We start from the raw sequence: 20,085 nt of genomic DNA on the forward strand, positions 1-20,085 counted from the left end.
ACCGCGATGCACTCAGGCCAGCAGGCCCATGGACTTGGCTCGCGCCACCGCCTGGGTTCGACGCTCCACGCCGAGTTTGCTGTTGATATGGCTGGCGTGGGTCTTCACCGTATGCAGGGAGATAAACAGCTGGTTGCTGATTTCCTGGTTTGAACAGCCTTGCGCAATCAATTGCAACACCGCCAGTTCCCGCGTGCTCAGGGTTTCTTGATGAGGCGAGGCCTCGACCACACGGGCTTGAGGCAGCAGCGCCAGCAAGCTCTGGTTCAGCAGGCCCTGGGCCTCCTTGCCCAACTGCTCGCGCATCCAGTCCGGGTAACCCTCCAGCAACCGCTGAAATGGCTGTAGCGCGCCGCCTGCACCAGCTTCAAGTGCGCGAGCCAATACCGTCCTGGCCTTGGCCTCCTGGCCACACTCCAGCAGGAGCTGTGCCTGCTGGGTCAGGGCCATCAGGGCAATCATCTGGCGCCCACTGTCATGGGCCTGTTGCGCCAGTCGTTCGAGGCGTTGCAGTGCAATGTCGGGCTGATGGCGCGTGGCATCCAGGGCAGCTTGTTGCAGCTCGATATGCTGTGGCAGGTGCGGATGAAACTCCGGAGCGGCCGCGGCGTGCTCACCGTTGTAGGTCTGCCCGAGCCGGGTCAGCCAGGCATCGGCCAAGTCAGTGCGCCCCTGGGCCAGCCACAATTCGCATTTGATCAGGGTGATCATCGCCAGATAGTAGATTGGCGGCACGTCCCAGATATGCATCAAGCGCTCGGCTTCGGCCAGCTCGGCAAAGGCATTGGAAAAATCGCCGCGCCGGCCTTCGAAGTTGGCGATCACGCAATGCCCGATCAGCACGCTGATGTCCCGGCAAGCGCGGGCTTCGGCCAAGCCGGCGCGCAAGCGCACAAGGCCGGCTTCGGGTTGGTAACGCGCCAGCAGCAGGTAGCCTTCATAGAGCGACAACCGCGCGCGCACGGCGTACAGCCGTTGGGGTGCCAGGCCGTGCAGGCGCTCCAGGCCCTGGCGTACTTCGTCCAGGGAGCGCAGGATCTCGCCCCGCGCCTGCAGCACGCGGGCCCGGTCGTAATGAGCCAAAGCTTCAAACAGTGGGTTACCGACGCGCTGCGCCAGTTCCAGGGATTCGCGGTTCAGGCCCCGGGCGCGCCACAGGTCGGCATCGACTATGGCCAGGTTGGACAGGGTCGACAGGCACATCAGGCGCTGGCCGTAGCGCTTTTGCGGCAGGCTTTCCAACGCCTCATGGCAATAGCGCTGGGTCAACTCGCGATCCCCGCGCCCCCGGGCAATGATCCCGCTCAGTGCCAGCCATTGGGCCAGCATGGATTTCTGCGCGGTGGCCGATGGCGCCGGCAGGAAGCGGCTGAGGTAGCTGGACAGCTCCTGCGCCGCATCCAATTGGCACGCCAGCCCCAGTGCCCAGCTATACAGCACGATCAAGCGCGGTGTGCTGATCAGCAGACTGTCGGGCAAGTCCATCTTCCAGCGCAGCAGCATGCCGACATTCTGCTCCGCCAACAGCTGCTCTTCGGACAGGTTCTGCACCAGGTTCGCCGCCACATCCAGGTGACCGGCCCGCAGCGCCTGCTCCACCGCTTCGTCGATCAACCCCTGGGCGTTGAACCAACGGCAGGCGCGCAAGTGCAAGCTGGCCGGCGGCAAGGTAGCGTTCTTCTCGCGGCGGGTACGCAGCAGGTCCGAAAACAAATGGTGATAACGGTACCAATGGCCTTGTTCATCCAGAGGTACCAGAAATACCTGGTGAGCCTGCAGATAACGCAGGATTTCTGCGCTGTCATGGGCTTCGCGCACCGCGTCGCACAACTCGCTGCAAAAGCGCTCCTGGGAGGCCGTGTCGTACAGGAACCCTTGCACCTCCACGGGCAGGCAATCGATGACTTCTTCGAGCAAATAATCGCGAATCAGCCCTTCACCACCGTGCAGGCTCTGGGGCAAGGCGCCGTCACTGCCAGCTTCGGAGGCCGCCAGCAGCCAGAAGCGTAGGCCGGCGACCCAACCCTCGCTACGGCGGATCAAGTTTTCCAACGCCTCGCCGCGCAACGCACTGCTGTGCCCATCCAGCACAGCCAGGGATTCGTCATGGGTCAGGCGCAGGTCTTGCTCATGCAGTTCCAGCAGGTGCCGCGACAGGCGCAGGCGCGCCAGGTGCCAATCGGGGCGCTGCCGACTGGTAACCATAACCAACAGCCCATCGGGCAAATGGTTGAGGAAAAACTGCAGGCAGCGATCCAGCACCGGCCCCTGGGCCAGGTGGTAGTCGTCCAGCACCAGCAACAAAGGCGAGCGCGTAGACAGGTGCACCGCCAGCTCATCGAGCAGGCCATCGAGCCATTCTTCAAAGGCAAAGGGTTGATGGCGCTGGCGCATTTTCAGCAAACCGAGGGATTGGCCGCCGAGCTGTGGAAAGTACTGCTGCAAGCCGTCCAGCAGCCGTTCCAGGAAGCGCCCGGGGTCACTGTCCCTTGGGCTCAGGCCCAGCCACAGGCTTTGCCAATGGGCTGGCAAGCCCTGGCAGAACTCCACCGCCAACGAACTCTTGCCGAACCCCGCAGGGGCGCAGACCAGCAGCAGTCGCCCGTCCAGGCCGGCATTCAGCCGTTCGCACAGGCGCGGGCGCAGCACGTAGCCGTCAGGTAGCGGGGGCCTGTAGAAACGGCCTTCCAGGGTCGGAATCACCACGCTGGCAGGCCCTTGGATTCGGGACAGATCAGTCATCGCCGGGCTCTTGTAGAAGGCTGTTGTCGGCATTGCAGATGTCCGCAGACTAGCGGTAAAAGCGGCGCGATTGTAGATCTTTGCAACAAATGGCTGAAAAAGAACTGCGACAAGAAATATCCCAGATGGCAGCACAAACAAAAAGTGGGAGGGGGCTTGCTCCCGATGGCGGTGGATCAGCCAATGCATCTATCGACTGTCGCGCCGCTATCGGGGGCAAGCCCCCTCCCACAGGGGTGCACTGGTGTGGGTTAGCGAACACCGTCCTGGCGCAGGGCCGCTGGGGTGAAGTCGCTGGTGGTGGCGGTGAAGCCGAAGTCATAGGCCTGTTTCTCTTCGTTCTTCATGCCCAAGGCCAGGTAACGGCCGGACTGCAGGTCGTAGAGGGTTTCCAGGGCGTACCACGGCACTTGCTTGTCGTAGTAGTTCTCGGCATGGGCTTCGGCGACTCGCCACAGTTGGCCGCGACCGTCGTAGTGGTCGATCACCGCCGCTTGCCAGGTGTCTTCGTCGATGAAGAAGTCACGCTTGGCGTAGATGTGGCGCTGGCCTTCCTTCAAGGTGGCGACCACGTGCCAGACACGACGTAGCTCATAGCGCGTCAGGTCCTGATTGATGTGGCCGGCCTTGATGATGTCGGCGTACTTGAGCTTGGGATCGTCGATCTTGTAGCTGTTGGAGGCGATGTAGATTTCTTTCTTGCCTTCCAGCTTCCAGTCGTAGCGATCCGGCGCACCGTTATACATGTCGAGGTTGTCGGACGTACGCAGGCCGTCAGCGGCAGTACCCGGCCCGTCGTAGGACACTTGTGGCGCCCGGCGCACGCGGCGCTGGCCGGCGTTGTAGACCCACGCCGAACGCGGCTCCTTCACTTGGTCCAGAGTTTCGTGCACCAGCAGTACACCACCGGCCAGGCGGGCCGGCGCGGTGACTTGCTGCTTGAAGTAGAACAGCACGTTGCCCGGGTTTTTCGGGTCGAAGTCCTTCATTTTGTCGCGGAACACGAACTGGTCGCGGAAGTACACCAGGCTGTAGGACCCGTTGGTTTGCGGGGTGGCCTGGGTGACCAGGCGGGTCACGCTGCCGCCGCGATAACGGGTGATGTGGTTCCAGATGACCTCGACGCCACTTTTTGGAATCGGGAAGGGTACGGCGGTCTCGAAGTTTTCCAGGCCGTTGCCGCCGGACACCAGGTTGGTGGTGGTAGCGTTCTTCTTGATCGAGGCAAACACATCAGCCGGCACGGTGGCACCGCGGTGGGTCGGGTAAACCGGCATCTTGAAGCTGTCCGGGTAACGCTTGAACATCGCGTACTGCCCGGGGGCCAGTTTGTCCTTGTACTGCTCGACATTCTGCGCGGTGATGGTGAACTGCGGTTGTTCACTGGCGTATGGGTTGGCCAGGAACCCCTTGGCATCCACGGCGCCGGCATTGGTGGGCAGTGGTGACCATTTAGGAATGGTGCCAGCCGCGTTGCCCGCCATCTCGGCGCCCATTGGGGTCAGGGTCGTGCCGAGCTTGGCGGCTTCATCCGCCGAGACTGCCGCCATGACGTTGCTCGCCAGGATCGACAGCCCAAGCACACCCACGTGCAACAGACTTTTAGTTATTTTCATACTCTGGTCTTCCTGAAAATACATGCCACTTGAAAAGAGTGTGCTTAGAAGTTGGCGCCGAAACTCAAGGCGACAAAGTCGCGGTCATCCACAGTGCTGAACTTGCCACCAAAGAAGTTGGTGTAGGCCAGGCTCGCGGTGTAGGTGTTCTGGTATTCGGCATCCAGGCCCAGGCTGACCGCCTTGCGCCCTTCTTCAAAGTTGCCGCCGGGACCAGGCGAGTAGCCCTTGACGTCATGGGACCAGGCCACGTTGGGCTTGAGGTTGACGCCAGCGAACACGTCCGGGTATTCCCAGATGGCACGGGCGCGGTAGCCCCAGGAGGTTGCGGTGGTGTAGCCGTCGTTGTTGCAGTTGGTGTTCAGGCCGGCAGCGTTGGGCAGGCCGGCGCCGTTGGCGGTGGAGTTGTTAAGCGCGGCGCAGAAGCCACCCGGCAAGGTACCTGGGCCGAACACTGGATCACGGCCATAACGCGCCTGGGATTTGCTTTCCAGGCCCCCAACATGGGTCACACCGATTTCACCGACCGTGGTGAGGCGGCTGGCGCCCATGACTTGGTCGAAGAAGTGCGTGAAGGTGGTCTGGAACTGAGTGACTTCCTTGCGGTTGTAGCCATGCAGATCCTGGCCGGGCGAACCCTTGAGCACGGAAGCATTGCCAAAGCCTGGGATCGGCGTGACACCGGCAAACAGAATGTCGGTGGTGCTCAGTTGCACCGGAGCGTTTGGCCGATAGCTCAATTCACCACTCCAGGCGGTGCCGGTAGGCAGCGTGGTGGAGAAGCTCAAGCCATAGAGGCGGATATCTTCAGGATACTCGACGAAGTAGTTCGAACTGCCGGCGACGATCAGCGGACGCAATGCCCCCAGCGGGCCCAAAGGACGGGTATAGGCCGCCGATGGCGCACCCTGTGCACTGAAGATCGGCGCACGGCTGTGGTAGTTCATGAAGTAGGCGCCGAACTCGGTGTCCAGCGGCTCGAAGTTGTAGTGCATGGCCACGCCGAACTGGCCGCTGTCCCGTGCGTCACGGTCCGGCCCACGGCGCACCAGCACGCCCTCGCTGTTGACGTCCACACCCAGGGCACCCAGGGTCGGCAATGCTGCGGCCGGGATGGTCGAACGCTTGTTCAGTACCCGCAGGTTGTTGCTGCAACCATCGGAGATTACGTCCGGCTGCGAGAAGAAGGTGCCGCAGTTATCGGTGACGGTCTGGTCCCACTCCAGTTGATAAAACGCTTCGGCCGACAGGTTGTCGGTAAGCGTCTGGGACACATAGAACATGTTGACCGGGATCAAGCCTTCCTTGATCTCGGCGCCCGGACGACGGAAAGCCGACACGTCGATCGGGTTGATGGAGTTGATGCCACCGCCGATGAAGGTACTTTCACCCCAGCTCACCACTTGCTTGCCAAAACGCACCGAGCCCGGCGCATCGGCAATCGAGTAGTTGTGGTAGACGAACGCATCGAGGATCTGCCCGCCCGAAGACTTGGCGCCTTCCTTGCGGTTGTTGTCACTGATGTCCTTGAACTGACGGCTTTCGTCCTTGAGTTCGAAGTCGTACCAGTACTTGCCACGCACAAACACACCGGTGTCGCCGTACTTCAGTTCCAGGTCGTGGATGCCCTTGAAGATCTTCGAGAACGTCTCGCCGCGCTTGAAGTTCAAGTGGCCGTCATCGGAAGTCTGGGACAAGCCCTTGCCACCGTTGTTGGCACCGATCAGGTCGCGGTTGGGCTTGGCCGTGGACCAGCTTGCCCCGACGGAAAGCGACGAATCAAAACTCCCTTCGATTTCACCAATGTTGAAACTGACGCCGAATGCGGGCCCGGCGAGCGTAGAAGCGAGACTGACGGCCAAGGGCAGTCTTGCCCGGCGCCAGAACTGGTTTACTGAGGTCATCGACGCTACTCCATGTGCATTTTATTGTTATGGCAGTGAGTTCTGCGGCTGGATGCATGTAACGGCCGGAATACAACGATTCCAATGCCGCACGACAACCGGGCCCCCATGGCCCGAAGCACAACATCCTTGAAAAACTCTGAAAGGGACTATAGCCAGCGGTAGGTATCGCTTGATCCCTCTAAAGTGTGATTTGCATCACCAAGCCGTCTGCCACAACCCTTTCGCCACGCCGACGAAGGCCGGCGCGAGAAGGATGGCTGAAATTCGGTAAATCACAAGTAGAGCCGCAAGATAGAGCGTTGCCGCGCCCGAACGGGCGCGACGAGGGGCATTAGAGTGTAGACAGGAAAGTACTGTTGTTGGCCTGCCATTCGATGATGTCGATGCGGATACGTTTTTTGTCGAGCTTTCCTACGCTGGTCTTGGGAATTTCAGTAACAACGGCGATCTGGCTCGGGATCGCCCACTTGCTCAAATGCCCCAGCTCGACGAAAGGCTTGAGGTGCTCCTTGAGCTCTCGTGCACCAATCACATGGCCCTCATGCACCACCAGCAACGCGAATGGGCGTTCGCCCCATTGCGGGTCGGCAATGCCCACCACTGCGACTTCGCGAACAGCCGGGTGGCGGCTGACCAGGTCTTCGAGAGCCAGGGACGAGATCCATTCGCCACCGGTCTTGATCACATCCTTGATGCGGTCGCGGATATCGATCACGCCGAACGCATCCAGCGTGGCAACGTCGCCGGTGTGCATCCAGCCGCCGGCCCATAGCTCGGCACCTTTTTGCGGCTCGTTGTAATAGCCCTCGGTGAGCCAGGGCGCACGCAGTACCAGTTCGCCCTGGGTTTCACCATCGGCGGGCAGGAAGTTGCCGTTCGTATCCATGATCGCCGCCTCCACCAACGGCCCAGGCACGCCGGCCTTGATGCGATACGTGGTGCGCTCGTCTTCGCTGCCGGCCATCAGTTCGGCATTGAGGTGGGCGCAGGACACCAGCGGCCCGGTCTCGGACATGCCGTACGCGGCGGTCAGTTGAATGCCTCGAGCCTTGGCCGCTTCGTACAACGAGCGGTTAAGCGCACTACCGCCGATAACGATTTTCCAACCGCCAAAATCCACACCCTGGGCGGCCTTGGCGTTGAGCACCATTTGCAGGATGGTCGGCACGCAATGGGAGAAGGTGACCTTTTCCTTGCGCCATAGCTCCACCAGGTATTCAGGGTCGTAGCGCCCGGGGTAGACCTGCTTCAAGCCGAGCATGGTCGCCACATAGGGTAAGCCCCACGCGTGTACGTGGAACATCGGCGTGATCGGCATGTACACGTCGTTGGTGCCCAACAGGCGCACGCTGTCGACACTGCCCATGATCGTCGCCACGCCGATGGTGTGCAGTACCAGTTGGCGATGGGTGAAGTACACACCCTTTGGGTTACCGGTGGTGCCGGTGGTGTAGAAGGTAGTGGCGACGGAATTTTCGTCGAAATCCTCGAAGTCGTACTTGGGGCTGGCAGCGGCCAGCAAGGTTTCGTACTCACCGACCAGGTTGGGCAGCTCGGCGGTCTTGGTGTCACCATCGGTAATCAATAACGTCTTGTCGACCGTGGTCAGCTGCCCGGCGATCGCCTGGTAAAGCCCCAGGAACTCACTGTTGACCAGCACAAAGCGGTCTTCGGCGTGGTTCATGGTGTAGAGAATCTGTTCCGGCGACAGGCGCACGTTGATGGTGTGGATCACCGCGCCGATCATCGGGATGGCGAACATGCATTCCAGGTAACGGTGGCTGTCCCAGTCCATCACGGCCACGGTGTCACCGGCCTTGACCCCCGCTTCGGTCAACACATTGGCCAGGCGCGCAACGCGTTCGATCAGCGTTGGGTAGGTATAGCGCAGCTTGTCGCGGTAGATGATTTCGCGGGTCTTCTCGTAGCGCGTCCCGGACATCAGCAGGCGTTTGATCAACAGCGGGTATTGGTACGCACCTTCGGCGGGCGGGATAACTCGGGTCTGCAACATACGAATCCCTTTAATGACTGCACGGTCTTGGCTTGAAGACTTGCACTGTAGAGGGCTTATGTTTCAGCCAAATCAGCCAAAGGAATGATTTGCGGAACTCAGTAAATGCTAGCTTTGCGCCAGTATCTGCAGCTTATGGAAGACCAATGTGGGAGGGGGCTTGCTCCCGAGTGCTGGGCATCAGCCACTGTATTTGCTGGCTGATCCACCGCTACCGGGAGCAAGCCCCCTCCCACATTTGGACGAAGTTCACGAGAAACCGAGGTTATTTCATGCTGGTAAACGCCAGCTTCACCCCAATCGCAATCAGCACCGCGCCCATGGTCCGATCAAACCAATGCCCCATCCGCGCAAACCCGGCGCGTACACGCTGCTGGCTGAACAGCATGGCCACCAGGCAAAACCACAACGCCGTCGCCACCGCCAGGTACACGCCATAACCAGCCTGTACCGCCAGGGGCGTGTGGGGGTTGATCACCACGGTGAACAGCGAGAGGAAGAACAGCGTCGCCTTAGGGTTCAGGCCGTTGGTCACAAAGCCTGCGGTAAACGCACCCCGCGGGGTGCGCTCGCCCACTTCTCGGTGCAACTCACCCTCGGCGGCGGGCTTGGCCGGCTGGGCGCGCAAAGCCTTGAAGCCGATATACAGCAGGTACGCCGCCGCCGCCCATTTCAATGCGTTGAACAACACGATGGACTGGGACACGATCAAGCCGATACCCAGCAACGAATAACCTACATGCACGAAAATCGCCGTGCCGACGCCCAGGGCCGTCCAGGTTCCGGCGCGGCGCCCGTGGGTCACGCTTTCACGGACCACCACGGCGAAATCCGGGCCGGGGCTGGCCACCGCCAGCAAGTGAATCAAGGCTACGGTCAAAAACTCGGCGACGTACATGCTCACTCCATTAAGTAACTGATTATTTCATCTGATAGGCTCGGCAGATTACGCCTTCGAACCTCGTCGCAAAAGGTACAGTTGACCATGAACAAACGCCGCGCCGTCTTCCTCGATCACCCTTCCCTGGATCTGGGCGACCTCGACCTGGGCAGTTTGCGTGACTGCTTCAGCGAGTTGCAGCTGTTTGAGCAGACCACGCCGCAGAATGTGGTGGAACGCTTGCAGGGCGCCCAAGTCGCGATCAGCAACAAAATACCGCTCACGGCGCAAACCCTGGCGGCGTGCCCGGAGCTCAAACTGATCCTGGTATCGGCCACCGGCACTAACAACGTCGATCTCGAAGCCGCACGCGCCCACGGCATCACCGTGAGCAACTGCCAGGGTTATGGCACGCCGTCGGTGGCACAGCACACGATCATGCTGTTGCTCAACCTGGCGACGCGCTTGAAGGACTATCAACAGGATGTGGCCGCAGGTAAATGGCAGCAGGCCCAGCAGTTTTGCCTACTGGACCATCCGATTGTCGAACTGGAAGGCAAAACCCTCGGCCTGCTCGGCCATGGCGAGTTAGGCGGTGCCGTGGCACGCCTGGCCGAAGCCTTCGGTATGCGCGTGCTGCTCGGCGCAATACCCGGGCGCCCTGCCCGCGCCGATCGCGTGCCGCTGGATGAGCTGCTCGCCCAGATCGATGCACTGACCCTGCACTGCCCACTCAACGAACACACCCGCGACTTTATCGGCGCCCGTGAATTGGCGCTGCTCAAGCCCGGTGCGTTCGTCGTCAACACCGCACGCGGTGGCTTGATCAATGAACAAGCCCTGGCCGATGCGCTGCGCAGCGGGCATCTGGGCGGCGCGGCAACCGACGTGCTGAGTGTCGAACCGCCGGTCAATGGCAATCCGCTGCTGGCTGGAGACATTCCACGCTTGATCGTCACGCCTCACAACGCCTGGGGCAGTCGTGAAGCGCGGCAACGTATCGTCGGGCAACTGACGGAAAACGCCCGGGGCTTTTTCAGTGGCGCCCCGCTGCGCGTCGTCACTTGATAAACTGCGCCCCTTTTTCAAGGAGCAGACCATGGATCCGCGCAGTGAAGTACTGCTTCGCCAGGCCGAACTTTTTCAAGGCAACCTGCTGCTGGTAGGTTTGCCTGCCGACGATTTGCTCGGGCGCCTGCCCAACGCCCACGGCTGGTGCTGGCATGCCGGCGACCAGGCGGCACTGGACGCGCGCTTCCCCGAACGCAGCCAGTTCGGCGTGAATGTGCCCCAGCGTGCGTTTGATGCGGCGGTGATCTTCCTGCCCAAGTCCAAGGACCTCACCGACTACCTGCTCAACGCCGTGGCCGCACGCCTGCCGGGTGCCGAACTGTTTCTGGTGGGGGAGAAAAAAGGCGGTATCGAAAGCGCTGCCAAACAGCTGCTGCCCTTCGGCAAGCCGCGCAAGCTGGATAACGCGCGGCATTGCCAGTTGTGGCAAGTCACCGTGGCCAATGCTCCGCAAGCCGTGGAGCTGAAGAGCCTGGCGCAGGTCTTCGATGTGCCGCTGGCCGAAGGTCCGTTGAAGGTGGTGAGCTTGCCGGGCGTGTTCAGTCATGGGCGCCTGGACCGTGGCACCGAGCTGTTGCTGGAGCATCTGGATAAACTGCCCAGCGGGCATTTGCTCGATTTCGGATGCGGCGCCGGTGTGCTGGGGGCTGCGGTCAAGCGTCGCTACCCGCATAACACGGTGACGATGCTGGATGTGGACGCCTTCGCCGCCGCCAGCAGCCGCCTGACCCTGGCCGCAAACGGGCTGGAAGCCGAGGTGTTGACCGGTGACGGCATCGACGCGGCGCCCATGGGTTTGAACGCGATCTTGAGCAACCCGCCGTTCCATGTCGGCGTGCACACGGATTACTTCGCCACGGAAAACCTGCTGCGAAAAGCGGCCAAACATCTGGCAAAAGGCGGCGAACTTCGTTTGGTTGCCAACAGTTTCCTCAAGTATCAGCCCTTGATCGAAGAGCATCTGGGCATCTGCGCGATCAAGGCCGAGGGCAATGGTTTTCGCATCTACCGTGCCAAGCGTCCCTGACGGGGGTTTGAAAAAGAAGGCTTGCCGAATGGGTTTTGCCTAGGCAGAATCCGCTGCGTCCTAGGGGAGTAGTCTCCCACGAGCGCCATGCTCGTCCGGCATACGTCAACATACTTGGTCAGCAGACCATGGCGTATGCGACCCAGGAGTCCGCACAGACGGACCGGGGTTTGACAAGACCTATGACACGCACACCTTACCCGGGGCGGGAAGGCTGTACGTGTCATAGCCGTGTCGACCCGCCCCCGGAAACTACCTGATGCTGGATTCACTGCTCGTTCCCACCGCAATCGTTGCCTTGGCCGAAATCGGCGACAAGACGCAACTGCTCGCGCTCATCCTTGCCGCACGCTTTCGCAAACCCTGGCCGATCATCGCCGGCATAGTCGCTGCGACCCTTGCCAACCATGCGGCGGCGGGTGCCGTGGGTGCCTGGTTTGGCAGTTTCTTCTCGGATGCGGTGCTGCACTGGATCCTCGCCGCAAGCTTCTGTGCCACGGCGCTGTGGACCCTGGTGCCGGACAAACTCGATGATGACGAAGCCAGTACCACCCGCAAGTTCGGGCCGTTCCTGACCACATTGATAGCGTTCTTCCTCGCCGAAATCGGTGACAAGACCCAGATCGCCACGGTGATGCTGGCAGCGCAATATCCGGAGTTATGGCTAGTAATTATCGGCACCACCCTGGGCATGTTGATTGCCAACGTACCGGTGGTTCTGGCGGGGAATTTTGCAGCGGAGAAACTGCCGTTGACCTTGATTCGCCGATTGGCGGCTACGGCGTTCTTTGTATTGGCGATTGTGGCAGTCTACAAAGCCATGCAAAGCAGTGGCTGGATCTAAGACTGCAACCCGATCTATTGTGGGAGAGGGGGTTGCTCCCGATAGCATTTAATCAGCCACAGATTTACTGACTGATCTATCGCTATCGGGAGCAAGCCCCCTCCCACATTTGGATCGTCATCAAGCCTCAGGATTTTTTGGCCTGTTGGTACAGCGGCATCACCTTCGGAATCGCCGCCTGCAACGAAGCGATGCGGCTGTCGGAAGCCGGGTGAGTACTCATGAACTCCGGCGGGGCACCTTCGGAGGCCTTGGCCATCTTGTTCCACAAGGTGATCGCCGCGTTCGGGTTGTAGCCGGCGCGGGCCGAGAGCTCCAGGCCAATCAGGTCCGCTTCGTTCTCATTGCTGCGGCTGTTGGGCAAGGTCATGCCATAGTTGGCCACGGTATCAGCCAACGCCAGGCTGTCCTGGCCAAGACCGAATATCGCCCCGGCGCCCTGCTTGGCCATCTCGATGCCGTACGCCTTGGACATGGCTTCACGCCCGTGTTCGCGCAAGGCGTGGGCGATTTCATGGCCCATCACCGCCGCCAACTCGTCATCGGTGAGCTTGAGGTTGTCGATCAACGCGCTGTACACCAGGATCTTGCCGCCCGGTCCGCAGTTGGCGTTCATCTCGTCGCTCTTGATCAGGTTCACTTCCCAGTTCCATTGCGCCGCATCCGGACGGAAGGTGGGTGCCTGGGCAATCAGGCGCTTGGCAATGGCCTGCACGCGCTTGGCGTTGGCGCTGGTCTTGTCCAGAACCCCTTTGCCGCTGGCTTCACCCAGGGTCTGCTGGTAGGACTGGGCATACATCTGGTCGACTTCCTGGCTCGACAGCATGCTGAACATGTACTGCTTGCGCTCTACCCCAACGGCGCCGCCGCTGGTGGTATTAACCGACTGACAACCCGCCAGCAGCATCGCTGCAACCAAACCACTTACCACCAATGACTTCTTCATGAACACGCTCCCTGAACACATGGCGCGTATCGTAGGCGGTCGTTTGTATCCGCGCCAGATACATCAGACATTTAACTACTGAATTTCGGACACATCCCACAGTGCAGATGACCTGGTTGGCGCCGGTTCAAGCCGGAGTCAGGCATTCCGGCCCATTGAGCTTCGGATCATTGACCATATTGGCCAGCACGCGCTCGCGTAACGCAGCGGGCTCACCGGCCAGCAAGCCCTGCAACACATGCAGCGGCGTCTCGGGGTCAAGCCACGCCGCCTGCCCCGTCGCGTCCAGGATCAACGGGCGTCGCTGGCTTTGCGCCGCCTGGGTGATCACCGCCGTACTCAGCCACACCTGTTCCTGCACCGGATAGGCTTCCCAGATCGCGGCAAAAAACAGTGTGGAGCCCTCCCCCGGCGTCAGCCAATACGGGCGCTTGCGCTGGGTGCCGCGCCACTCGTAGAAACCGTTGGCCGGCAGCAGGCAGCGGCGCTGGCGAAAGGCTTCGCGGAACATCGGTTGCTCGGCCAAGGTTTCGGCGCGGGCGTGGGCCGGGGTGCGGGAAAGGTCGGTGAGCCAGGGCGGCGTAAGGCCCCAACGGGCACGGGCCAGGGTGAGTTGGCCTTCGTTCAGACGCTGGATCAGCACCGAATCATTGGGAGAGATGTTCCACTGGGCCTGCTGATCGGCAGGGAAGCCGGGCAAGGCAGCAAAGGCGGGGTTCCAGCGAAACAGGGCATAACGTCCACACATGGGGCAACACGACTCTAGGGGTAAACCGACCGACAGCCTAACAGACCAATACGTCGGGGAAACTGTCGGGTTCATCGCCGGGCAGCGGTTGCGCACCGATATAGGCGGTGATCAGCTCGCGGGCGCTGGCAGCCTGGTCATTGTCGACTTCGAGCCCAAGCAAGCCGAAGATCGGCAGTTCGCCGGTGCCACCGAGCAAATGGCGGCCCACCAGGTGCGCCTCGATACCTTCGCTGGCAAGCATCTGTTGCAGCAGCTCGCCTTCCATCAGGTTTTCCGGTTCGTAGATTCGCTGCATGGGCGCGTACCTGTCATTCATTTTCGTTGCGGGTTTCAAGCATCCACTCGTCACCATGGACTTGCAGGTCGAACGTGATCGGCCGGCAACACACTTGGCAGTCTTCTATATAGGACTGGTCACCACCAGACAAATCCACCGTTGTCTCGACCGCTTCGCCACAATAAGGACAATCGTACAGCGCAGTTTCCAGCATCGCGGTCTCCAAGGTGACTTGTGCGTATAATCGCCGGTCTATTTACAGGGCTATTTCCGGCTGAGCCAGTTTACTCACGCCGCTCCTGTTATTTCCTTTACTTACCCTAGCCGTTTCTAACAAGAGAGCATGATGGGCGAATTCGATACCATCCGACCTTACAACGACAGCGAAGTCCCGGCAGTGCTGGCGCGTCTGTTCAGTGACAAGGCCTTTCTGGACATCCTGACCCACTTCCGCTTCCCGCGCTTTGCAGGCGCCCTCGGCTGGTTGCTCAAGCCGATGATCGCGCGCAAATTGCGCCGCGAGTTTGCCGGCGTCACCACCGTGGCCACGCTGCAGGACAAAGTCGAGTATTACGTCGACCATACCATTGACCGGGCGACCGACGGCGTGACCTATACCGGCGTCGAACAGCTCAAATCCGGCACCGCCTATCTGTTTTTGGCCAACCACCGCGACATCGTGATGGACCCGGCCTTCGTCAACTATGCCGTGTACCACGCCGGCCTGCCGACGCCACGCATCGCCATCGGTGACAACCTGCTGCAAAAGCCGTTTGTCAGCGACCTGATGCGCTTGAACAAGAGCTTTATCGTGCACCGTTCGATTACCGGGCGAAAGGAGAAGATGGCGGCCTATAACCTGCTGTCGGCCTATATCAACCATTCGATCCGCAACGACTGCCAGTCGATCTGGATTGCCCAGGCCGAAGGCCGGGCCAAGGATGGCGATGACCGCACTGAATCGGCAATCCTCAAGATGTTCCATGTCAGCCGCAAGGACGAGCCGTTTGCCGAAGTCATCCAGTCGTTGAACCTGACGCCGGTGTCCATCAGCTACGAGTACGACCCTTGCGATGCCGCCAAGGCCCGCGAGCTGTATATCCGCGCGACCACCGGCACCTACAGTAAGGCACCGGGTGAGGACGATGTGAGCATTGCCCTGGGCATCACCGGCTACAAGGGCCGGGTGCATGTGAATTTTGCGCCGCCGATCACCGAGCGCTTCGAAGATACCAAGCTGCTGGCAGTGGAAATGGATCGACAGATCCTCGGCGGTTACCGGCTGTTCCCGGTGCATTACCTGGCGTACGCGCAGTGGAGTGAGGCCGACCCGCAGTTGCAGGTGCCCAAGGCTGCCGATGTGTTCCCGGCCGATGAGCTGGCCAAAGCCAAGGCGGAATGGGAACGGCGTCTGAACGAATGCCCGGCCGAACACCGCCCGTATCTGGTGGTGCAATATGCGACGCCGGTGCGCAATCAGTATCGGGTCAAGGCAGGGATTCCCCTGTAAACACTGATCCAAATGTGGGGGGGGCTTGCTCCCGATAGCGGTGCGCCAGTCAGCTTATCTGTATCTGACCCACCGCTATCGGGGGCAAGTCGAATCGTCGCACCGCCCCTCCCACATTTGTATTGCGGTGTGCTTACACGTGGGTGCTAAACCAGGACAGGGCCAGCGCCAGCCCCAGGCCTGCGAACCCAACCCGGTAAGCCTGGCGATGCGCCCGCTCGGTGCGGGTGTCCAAAAAGAGCATCGGCTGGTCAATCGCACGCTCTTCGCTACGCATGGCGAGGTCGGCCATTGCGCGTTGCGCGTGCAGGCGGGTGATGAACAGCACCAGGGCGCCCGAGCAGGCAACCAGTAGGGCAACAGCATTGATGAACAGTGCAGGCAGCGCCATCGCAAACCTCGGCGGATCAGTGTTCGGGTATCAGTCCAGATACAAAGCTGAACGATAGTCGCCTCCTGCGCCTTTGATACTCCCTCCCCATTGACGGCTAATGTATCCAGTAATTTACAGCGTCACCTGAACGTCACCTTAACAAGCCACCCTGTTGCCCTTCGACGCTTGAGGAGCTTGTCATGTTGCATGCGCAAAACCAGGACCGACTGTATCTGATCGCCCAAAGCGATGAGCAAGAGGCACTGATCGGTAGCCTCGCGTTCAACGTCCAGGACCGCCACTGGCTGGTGTATTGCGCCCTCGGCGGGCACCAGCATGCCGACCTGCCGGAACTGGATTTGCTTACCGGTGTGAGTGTGCTGGACTTTTATGTCGATACTGCGGCATGACCAAACCGCAGGCATAAAAAAACCGGGCTCAGCGATGAGCCCGGTTTTTTGCAGACAGCTTATTGTGCGCTGAGCAATTGGCCGATGCTTGGGTCCTTGAACAGGCGGGTCAATGCATCACTGAGCACGTCGCTGACCAACTTGGTGTTGGTTTCCTGGTTGGGCGACATTCCGAAGCGCTGGTTGAGCGAGGCGGCGTAGCGGCCGCTATAGCGACGGGTACCGGCGCTGACGTCGGACTTGAAGGTCGCACCGATGGACGCTTCAGTCACATACAGGCCTTCCTTGGGCGACTGATATTTCAGCTCGGCCAGGGTCACGGTCAGTTGCGGCACGCCTGGGGAGTTGGTCGGGGTAAAGCCCAGCAAGCGCACGGCGGCTTCAGCCTGGGCCTGCAACTTGGGCAGCACGTCCTGGCCGGTCACCGAAATCAGCGCCGTCTCAGGGTACAGGCCGCCACGCGAACCCAGGGTCGGCGACGGGCGACCGTCTACCACCCGCACCGACACCGGCTGGCCATGGCCGACCGCGGCCAATGGCGCAGTGACTTTAGGCTGCGGGCTGAGTTGTTGCGGGCTGTTGGCGCAGCCAACCAGGGTCAAACTGGTCACAGTGATCAAACCGAACAACAGGCGTTGCAACATACTCATTTCTCCAGGACTGGGTGCAGACAGGCCGCCAGTATAACGGTGCACGCGCGCCACTCACCAGCGATCCTGAACGGCGGCTGAAGGCAGGGTGCAAATTACAAATTCGCATAAATTCGTCACCCCAGTGTCATGCCACACTGGCAATCTTCAAGCATGTAACGCAATAGGTACACAGCCATGCGCCTTCTCAAGACCCTGTTCATGTCACACACCCGTCACCGCCACTTCGCCCTGCTCGATGCCCAAGGCCATTGCCAGGCATTCAAGCAGTGCAGCCTGCCGCCGGTCGGTGAAGGCTGGGTCGAAGTGACAGAGATTCACCTGGGCTGGATGCACCGCCCACTGCCGGCCTGCGCCCGGGTCAGCCCACAGGTTTTTCGCGCACGGCATCGGCAAGTGTTGGCCTCCTGACCGAGGCGCTAATAAAAGTCATAAAACACGCCCATTTCCTTGGCGTTCTTCGCTACAATCTTCCCCCGATTATAAGGACGTCTCCTGATCGGGCCTCGCAGCATCGTTAATGCCCAGGCATTAGCCCCCAAAATCGCCCACAGAGAGCCGCCCACACAGATCGAGTGAGGCTGGCGTGCTTGCTGTTTCCTTTGCAAACCACCCGTCTTTGTCGAATCTGCCAGAGCTGCCATTGCGCTCGGCCACTTGAGTTGTTTGCCCGTTTTGCCGCATGTCGGCAGAGGTTTGCGGGCCAGGTGCCAGGCTGGGCAGCCCTTTTTTGAGGTTCACGTCTTCAAAAGAGCGTGAAAAAACGGGTTTTCACAACTTCACAAGAGTGTGGCGAGCAAATGAATAGTTTGGCGTTTGTACAAGCACCATCAGCGTCTGGGGCAGCCCAATTACACAGGATCGAGCCTTCTTCAAAAACCGGAGCTTGAGCCTGTCCGCTACGGATTGGTTGCACGAATCGCACGCTTTGACCATAAGTCGAATTGCCACAGGCGCCCATGAATGCGTTCATAGGCAGATTAGCCCGGCAGGAAGCGTGTGCTGAAGTTGCAAAGAATTGCGAAACGGACATGGCGATCCTGGCCATGGGTAACCTGGGGCAACACGTGAACCGCCCCGTCACTCCTGGCAGCCATGCCGTCAATTTGGTGCTGCAGATTTTGGAGACGCGTTAAATGGCGCATAACGAAGCAGTCGACGTAGTACTGGTAGGGGCCGGCATCATGAGTGCCACCCTGGCCGTACTGCTCAAGGAGCTCGACCCCGGCCTCAAGCTGGAAGTCGTTGAGCTGATGGATTCGGGTGCCGCGGAGAGTTCCAACCCGTGGAACAACGCGGGTACCGGCCACGCCGGGCTGTGTGAGCTGAACTACACGCCGCAGGCCGCCGATGGCTCCATCGACATCAAGAAAGCCGTGCACATCAACACCCAGTTCGAGGTGTCGAAGCAATTCTGGGCGTACCTGACCAAGAAGGGCACTTTCGGCTCCTCAAAGTCGTTCATCAGTCCGGTTCCGCACCTGAGTTTCGTGCAGGGCGACAAAGGCGTGTCCTTCCTCAAAAAGCGCTTTGAGACCCTCAGCCAGCATCACGCGTTTTCGGACATGCACTACACCGAAGACCGCAGCGAAATGGCCGAGTGGATGCCGCTGATGATGCCGGGCCGCCCGCTCGACGAAAAAATCGCCGCCACTCGCGTGATGAACGGCACTGATGTCAACTTTGGCGCACTGACCAATCAGTTGCTTGGCCACCTGACCAGCTCGGCCGATGCCCAGGTCAAGTATTGCAAACGCGTCACTGGCCTCAAGCGCAACGGCGCCGGCTGGACCGTGAGTATCAAGGACGTCAACAGCGGCAACAGCCGTGATGTCGACGCCAAGTTCGTATTCCTCGGCGCCGGCGGTGCGGCGCTGCCGTTGCTGCAAGCCTCGGGCATCGAAGAAAGCAAGGGCTTCGGCGGCTTCCCGGTCAGCGGCCAATGGCTGCGTTGCGACAACCCGGAAGTGGTCAAGCAGCACCAGGCCAAGGTGTATAGCCAGGCCGCGGTAGGCTCGCCGCCCATGTCGGTGCCACACCTGGACACCCGCGTAGTGGACGGCAAGAAATCCCTGCTGTTCGGGCCTTACGCCGGTTTCACCACCAAGTTCCTCAAGCATGGCTCGTTCCTTGACCTGCCGATGTCAATTCGCGCCGGCAACATCGGCCCGATGCTGGCCGTGGCGCGGGACAACATGGACTTGACCAAGTACCTGGTCAGCGAAGTGCGCCAGTCCATGGAACAGCGCCTGGAATCCCTGCGCCGCTTCTACCCTGAGGCGAAAGCCGAAGACTGGCGCCTGGAAGTGGCCGGCCAGCGGGTGCAGATCATCAAGAAAGACCCGAAGAAAGGCGGCGTGCTGCAATTCGGCACCGAGCTGGTGGCGGCCAAGGACGGTTCACTGGCGGCGCTGTTGGGCGCGTCCCCGGGCGCTTCGGTCACGGTGTCGATCATGCTCGAACTGATTGAGCGCTGCTTCCCGCAAAAAGCGGCCGGTGAATGGGCGACCAAGCTGCACGAGATCTTCCCGGCACGGGAAAAGATCCTGGAGACCGATGCCGAGCTGTATCGCAAGATCAACACGCAGAACAACATCAGTCTTGAGCTGGTGGAGCAAAGCAACGAGGCTGAAAGCTACGCGTGAGGTCGTGACGCAGAGCGTCACAGGATGCATTCCCACGCAGAGCGTGGGAACGAGCGCTAAAAAAAACGCCCCTCGGGGCGTTTTTTTTTGCTTCGGATAATCAACCGCGGGCGTTGTCGATCAGTTCGATGTATTCGGCGGCGTTGCGCTGGTCCTTGATCATGTCAACGAAGGTCTGGCCGTGCTCGTCCTTGCCATCCAGGTCCCAGCCTGCTTCCTTGAAAAAGCCCAGGAACCGTTCGAAGTCGTCGATACGCAGGCCGCGATAGGCCTTGATCAGTTTGTGCAGGGACGGCGAGGTGGCATCAACCGGTTCGAAGTCCAGGAACAACTTGATCTGCTCGTCGCCGATCTCGTCACCAATCACCTGTTTCTTATCTTTACGCATTACCGACTCCAGCCTGCAGACATTTACACGGGGC

19 protein-coding genes and 1 riboswitch are annotated in these 20,085 nt (G+C 60.4%); of the genes, 7 read left to right on the forward strand and 12 right to left on the reverse strand.

Annotation, left to right across the window (positions count from 1 at the left end; all coding sequences use genetic code 11):
* Window positions 1–12 precede the first annotated feature (12 nt).
* From NMB39_RS24070 to NMB39_RS24090, 5 genes are all read right to left on the reverse strand, one after another.
* Window positions 13–2,742 carry a winged helix-turn-helix domain-containing protein gene (locus tag NMB39_RS24070; RefSeq protein ID WP_494339966.1) on the reverse strand — a complete coding sequence of 910 codons (2,730 nt, stop codon included), beginning with the start codon at window positions 2,740–2,742 and terminating at the stop codon, window positions 13–15.
* 251 nt (window positions 2,743–2,993) lie between these two features.
* Entirely contained in the window at window positions 2,994–4,358 is a 1,365-nt protein-coding gene (locus NMB39_RS24075; RefSeq protein ID WP_043050531.1) for a DUF1329 domain-containing protein, read from the reverse strand.
* 44 nt (window positions 4,359–4,402) lie between these two features.
* On the reverse strand, window positions 4,403–6,262 hold the full coding sequence (locus NMB39_RS24080) for a DUF1302 domain-containing protein (RefSeq protein WP_043050530.1): 1,860 nt from the start codon (window positions 6,260–6,262) through the stop codon (window positions 4,403–4,405).
* A gap of 334 nt (window positions 6,263–6,596) precedes the next feature.
* The gene (locus tag NMB39_RS24085) at window positions 6,597–8,279 is read right to left on the reverse strand and encodes a fatty acid--CoA ligase (protein WP_198719671.1); all 1,683 of its coding nucleotides are present in this window, start codon (window positions 8,277–8,279) and stop codon (window positions 6,597–6,599) included.
* A 265-nt stretch (window positions 8,280–8,544) separates the two neighbouring features.
* Window positions 8,545–9,177 carry a LysE family translocator gene (locus NMB39_RS24090; RefSeq protein WP_043050783.1) on the reverse strand — a complete coding sequence of 211 codons (633 nt, stop codon included), beginning with the start codon at window positions 9,175–9,177 and terminating at the stop codon, window positions 8,545–8,547.
* A gap of 87 nt (window positions 9,178–9,264) precedes the next feature.
* Between NMB39_RS24090 and NMB39_RS24095 the strand changes: the two genes are divergently transcribed.
* From NMB39_RS24095 to NMB39_RS24105, 3 genes are all read left to right on the forward strand, one after another.
* Entirely contained in the window at window positions 9,265–10,227 is a 963-nt protein-coding gene (locus NMB39_RS24095; RefSeq protein ID WP_306957106.1) for a 2-hydroxyacid dehydrogenase, read from the forward strand.
* Between the two features lie 31 nt (window positions 10,228–10,258).
* The gene (locus NMB39_RS24100) at window positions 10,259–11,257 is read left to right on the forward strand and encodes a methyltransferase (RefSeq protein WP_494339965.1); all 999 of its coding nucleotides are present in this window, start codon (window positions 10,259–10,261) and stop codon (window positions 11,255–11,257) included.
* Between the two features lie 50 nt (window positions 11,258–11,307).
* Window positions 11,308–11,429: riboswitch (yybP-ykoY riboswitch) on the forward strand.
* An 87-nt stretch (window positions 11,430–11,516) separates the two neighbouring features.
* Window positions 11,517–12,101, forward strand: coding sequence for a TMEM165/GDT1 family protein (locus tag NMB39_RS24105; RefSeq protein ID WP_005784895.1), 585 nt, complete (start codon window positions 11,517–11,519; stop codon window positions 12,099–12,101).
* A gap of 127 nt (window positions 12,102–12,228) precedes the next feature.
* Here the strand turns inward: NMB39_RS24105 and NMB39_RS24110 are convergent, their stop codons facing one another.
* From NMB39_RS24110 to NMB39_RS24125, 4 genes are all read right to left on the reverse strand, one after another.
* Window positions 12,229–13,047: a M48 family metallopeptidase gene (locus NMB39_RS24110; RefSeq protein WP_043050781.1), complete on the reverse strand. Its 819-nt coding sequence runs from the start codon at window positions 13,045–13,047 to the stop codon at window positions 12,229–12,231.
* 127 nt (window positions 13,048–13,174) lie between these two features.
* A complete protein-coding gene (locus NMB39_RS24115; protein WP_057021543.1) occupies window positions 13,175–13,795 on the reverse strand; it encodes an SOS response-associated peptidase in 621 nt (206 codons plus the stop codon).
* A 37-nt stretch (window positions 13,796–13,832) separates the two neighbouring features.
* Window positions 13,833–14,093, reverse strand: coding sequence for a putative signal transducing protein (locus NMB39_RS24120; protein ID WP_003188624.1), 261 nt, complete (start codon window positions 14,091–14,093; stop codon window positions 13,833–13,835).
* Window positions 14,094–14,106: 13 nt separating this feature from the next.
* Complete coding sequence (locus NMB39_RS24125; RefSeq protein ID WP_057021544.1) at window positions 14,107–14,289, reverse strand: CPXCG motif-containing cysteine-rich protein; 183 nt, start codon at window positions 14,287–14,289, stop codon at window positions 14,107–14,109.
* Window positions 14,290–14,421: 132 nt separating this feature from the next.
* Here NMB39_RS24125 and NMB39_RS24130 point away from each other — a divergent pair, with 132 nt between their 5' ends.
* A complete protein-coding gene (locus NMB39_RS24130) occupies window positions 14,422–15,585 on the forward strand; it encodes a 1-acyl-sn-glycerol-3-phosphate acyltransferase (protein WP_172833428.1) in 1,164 nt (387 codons plus the stop codon).
* A gap of 133 nt (window positions 15,586–15,718) precedes the next feature.
* Here NMB39_RS24130 and NMB39_RS24135 read toward each other — a convergent pair whose 3' ends face one another.
* Entirely contained in the window at window positions 15,719–15,976 is a 258-nt protein-coding gene (locus NMB39_RS24135) for a hypothetical protein (protein WP_046070944.1), read from the reverse strand.
* A gap of 182 nt (window positions 15,977–16,158) precedes the next feature.
* On the opposite strand from NMB39_RS24135, the gene NMB39_RS24140 reads away from it, so the two are divergent.
* A complete protein-coding gene (locus NMB39_RS24140) occupies window positions 16,159–16,368 on the forward strand; it encodes a hypothetical protein (protein WP_043050775.1) in 210 nt (69 codons plus the stop codon).
* Between the two features lie 59 nt (window positions 16,369–16,427).
* Here the strand turns inward: NMB39_RS24140 and NMB39_RS24145 are convergent, their stop codons facing one another.
* Entirely contained in the window at window positions 16,428–17,012 is a 585-nt protein-coding gene (locus NMB39_RS24145) for a YajG family lipoprotein (RefSeq protein WP_043050774.1), read from the reverse strand.
* 183 nt (window positions 17,013–17,195) lie between these two features.
* Here NMB39_RS24145 and NMB39_RS24150 point away from each other — a divergent pair, with 183 nt between their 5' ends.
* Both NMB39_RS24150 and mqo read left to right on the forward strand, forming a co-directional pair.
* The gene (locus NMB39_RS24150) at window positions 17,196–17,429 is read left to right on the forward strand and encodes a hypothetical protein (RefSeq protein WP_057021546.1); all 234 of its coding nucleotides are present in this window, start codon (window positions 17,196–17,198) and stop codon (window positions 17,427–17,429) included.
* A 725-nt stretch (window positions 17,430–18,154) separates the two neighbouring features.
* Window positions 18,155–19,663 (forward strand): malate dehydrogenase (quinone), encoded by a 1,509-nt coding sequence (mqo, locus tag NMB39_RS24155; RefSeq protein ID WP_057021547.1) that lies wholly within the window; start codon window positions 18,155–18,157, stop codon window positions 19,661–19,663.
* 100 nt (window positions 19,664–19,763) lie between these two features.
* On the opposite strand, the gene NMB39_RS24160 is transcribed toward mqo, so the two are convergent.
* Complete coding sequence (locus NMB39_RS24160; protein ID WP_057021548.1) at window positions 19,764–20,051, reverse strand: PA4642 family protein; 288 nt, start codon at window positions 20,049–20,051, stop codon at window positions 19,764–19,766.
* Window positions 20,052–20,085 lie beyond the last annotated feature (34 nt).

The organism is Pseudomonas sp. FBCC-B545, assembly GCF_059134095.1.

Excerpts from the sequence above, each read along its gene's own strand:
- NMB39_RS24070 (WP_494339966.1), bottom strand. The coding sequence starts at position 2,742 with ATGACTGATCTGTCCCGAATCCAAGGGCCTGCCAGCGTGGTGATTCCG.
- NMB39_RS24075 (WP_043050531.1), bottom strand. The coding sequence starts at position 4,358 with ATGAAAATAACTAAAAGTCTGTTGCACGTGGGTGTGCTTGGGCTGTCG.
- NMB39_RS24080 (WP_043050530.1), bottom strand. The coding sequence starts at position 6,262 with ATGACCTCAGTAAACCAGTTCTGGCGCCGGGCAAGACTGCCCTTGGCC.
- NMB39_RS24085 (WP_198719671.1), bottom strand. The coding sequence starts at position 8,279 with ATGTTGCAGACCCGAGTTATCCCGCCCGCCGAAGGTGCGTACCAATAC.
- NMB39_RS24090 (WP_043050783.1), bottom strand. The coding sequence starts at position 9,177 with ATGTACGTCGCCGAGTTTTTGACCGTAGCCTTGATTCACTTGCTGGCG.
- NMB39_RS24095 (WP_306957106.1), top strand. The coding sequence starts at position 9,265 with ATGAACAAACGCCGCGCCGTCTTCCTCGATCACCCTTCCCTGGATCTG.
- NMB39_RS24100 (WP_494339965.1), top strand. The coding sequence starts at position 10,259 with ATGGATCCGCGCAGTGAAGTACTGCTTCGCCAGGCCGAACTTTTTCAA.
- NMB39_RS24105 (WP_005784895.1), top strand. The coding sequence starts at position 11,517 with ATGCTGGATTCACTGCTCGTTCCCACCGCAATCGTTGCCTTGGCCGAA.
- NMB39_RS24110 (WP_043050781.1), bottom strand. The coding sequence starts at position 13,047 with ATGAAGAAGTCATTGGTGGTAAGTGGTTTGGTTGCAGCGATGCTGCTG.
- NMB39_RS24115 (WP_057021543.1), bottom strand. The coding sequence starts at position 13,795 with ATGTGTGGACGTTATGCCCTGTTTCGCTGGAACCCCGCCTTTGCTGCC.
- NMB39_RS24120 (WP_003188624.1), bottom strand. The coding sequence starts at position 14,093 with ATGCAGCGAATCTACGAACCGGAAAACCTGATGGAAGGCGAGCTGCTG.
- NMB39_RS24125 (WP_057021544.1), bottom strand. The coding sequence starts at position 14,289 with ATGCTGGAAACTGCGCTGTACGATTGTCCTTATTGTGGCGAAGCGGTC.
- NMB39_RS24130 (WP_172833428.1), top strand. The coding sequence starts at position 14,422 with ATGGGCGAATTCGATACCATCCGACCTTACAACGACAGCGAAGTCCCG.
- NMB39_RS24135 (WP_046070944.1), bottom strand. The coding sequence starts at position 15,976 with ATGGCGCTGCCTGCACTGTTCATCAATGCTGTTGCCCTACTGGTTGCC.
- NMB39_RS24140 (WP_043050775.1), top strand. The coding sequence starts at position 16,159 with ATGTTGCATGCGCAAAACCAGGACCGACTGTATCTGATCGCCCAAAGC.
- NMB39_RS24145 (WP_043050774.1), bottom strand. The coding sequence starts at position 17,012 with ATGTTGCAACGCCTGTTGTTCGGTTTGATCACTGTGACCAGTTTGACC.
- NMB39_RS24150 (WP_057021546.1), top strand. The coding sequence starts at position 17,196 with ATGCGCCTTCTCAAGACCCTGTTCATGTCACACACCCGTCACCGCCAC.
- mqo (WP_057021547.1), top strand. The coding sequence starts at position 18,155 with ATGGCGCATAACGAAGCAGTCGACGTAGTACTGGTAGGGGCCGGCATC.
- NMB39_RS24160 (WP_057021548.1), bottom strand. The coding sequence starts at position 20,051 with ATGCGTAAAGATAAGAAACAGGTGATTGGTGACGAGATCGGCGACGAG.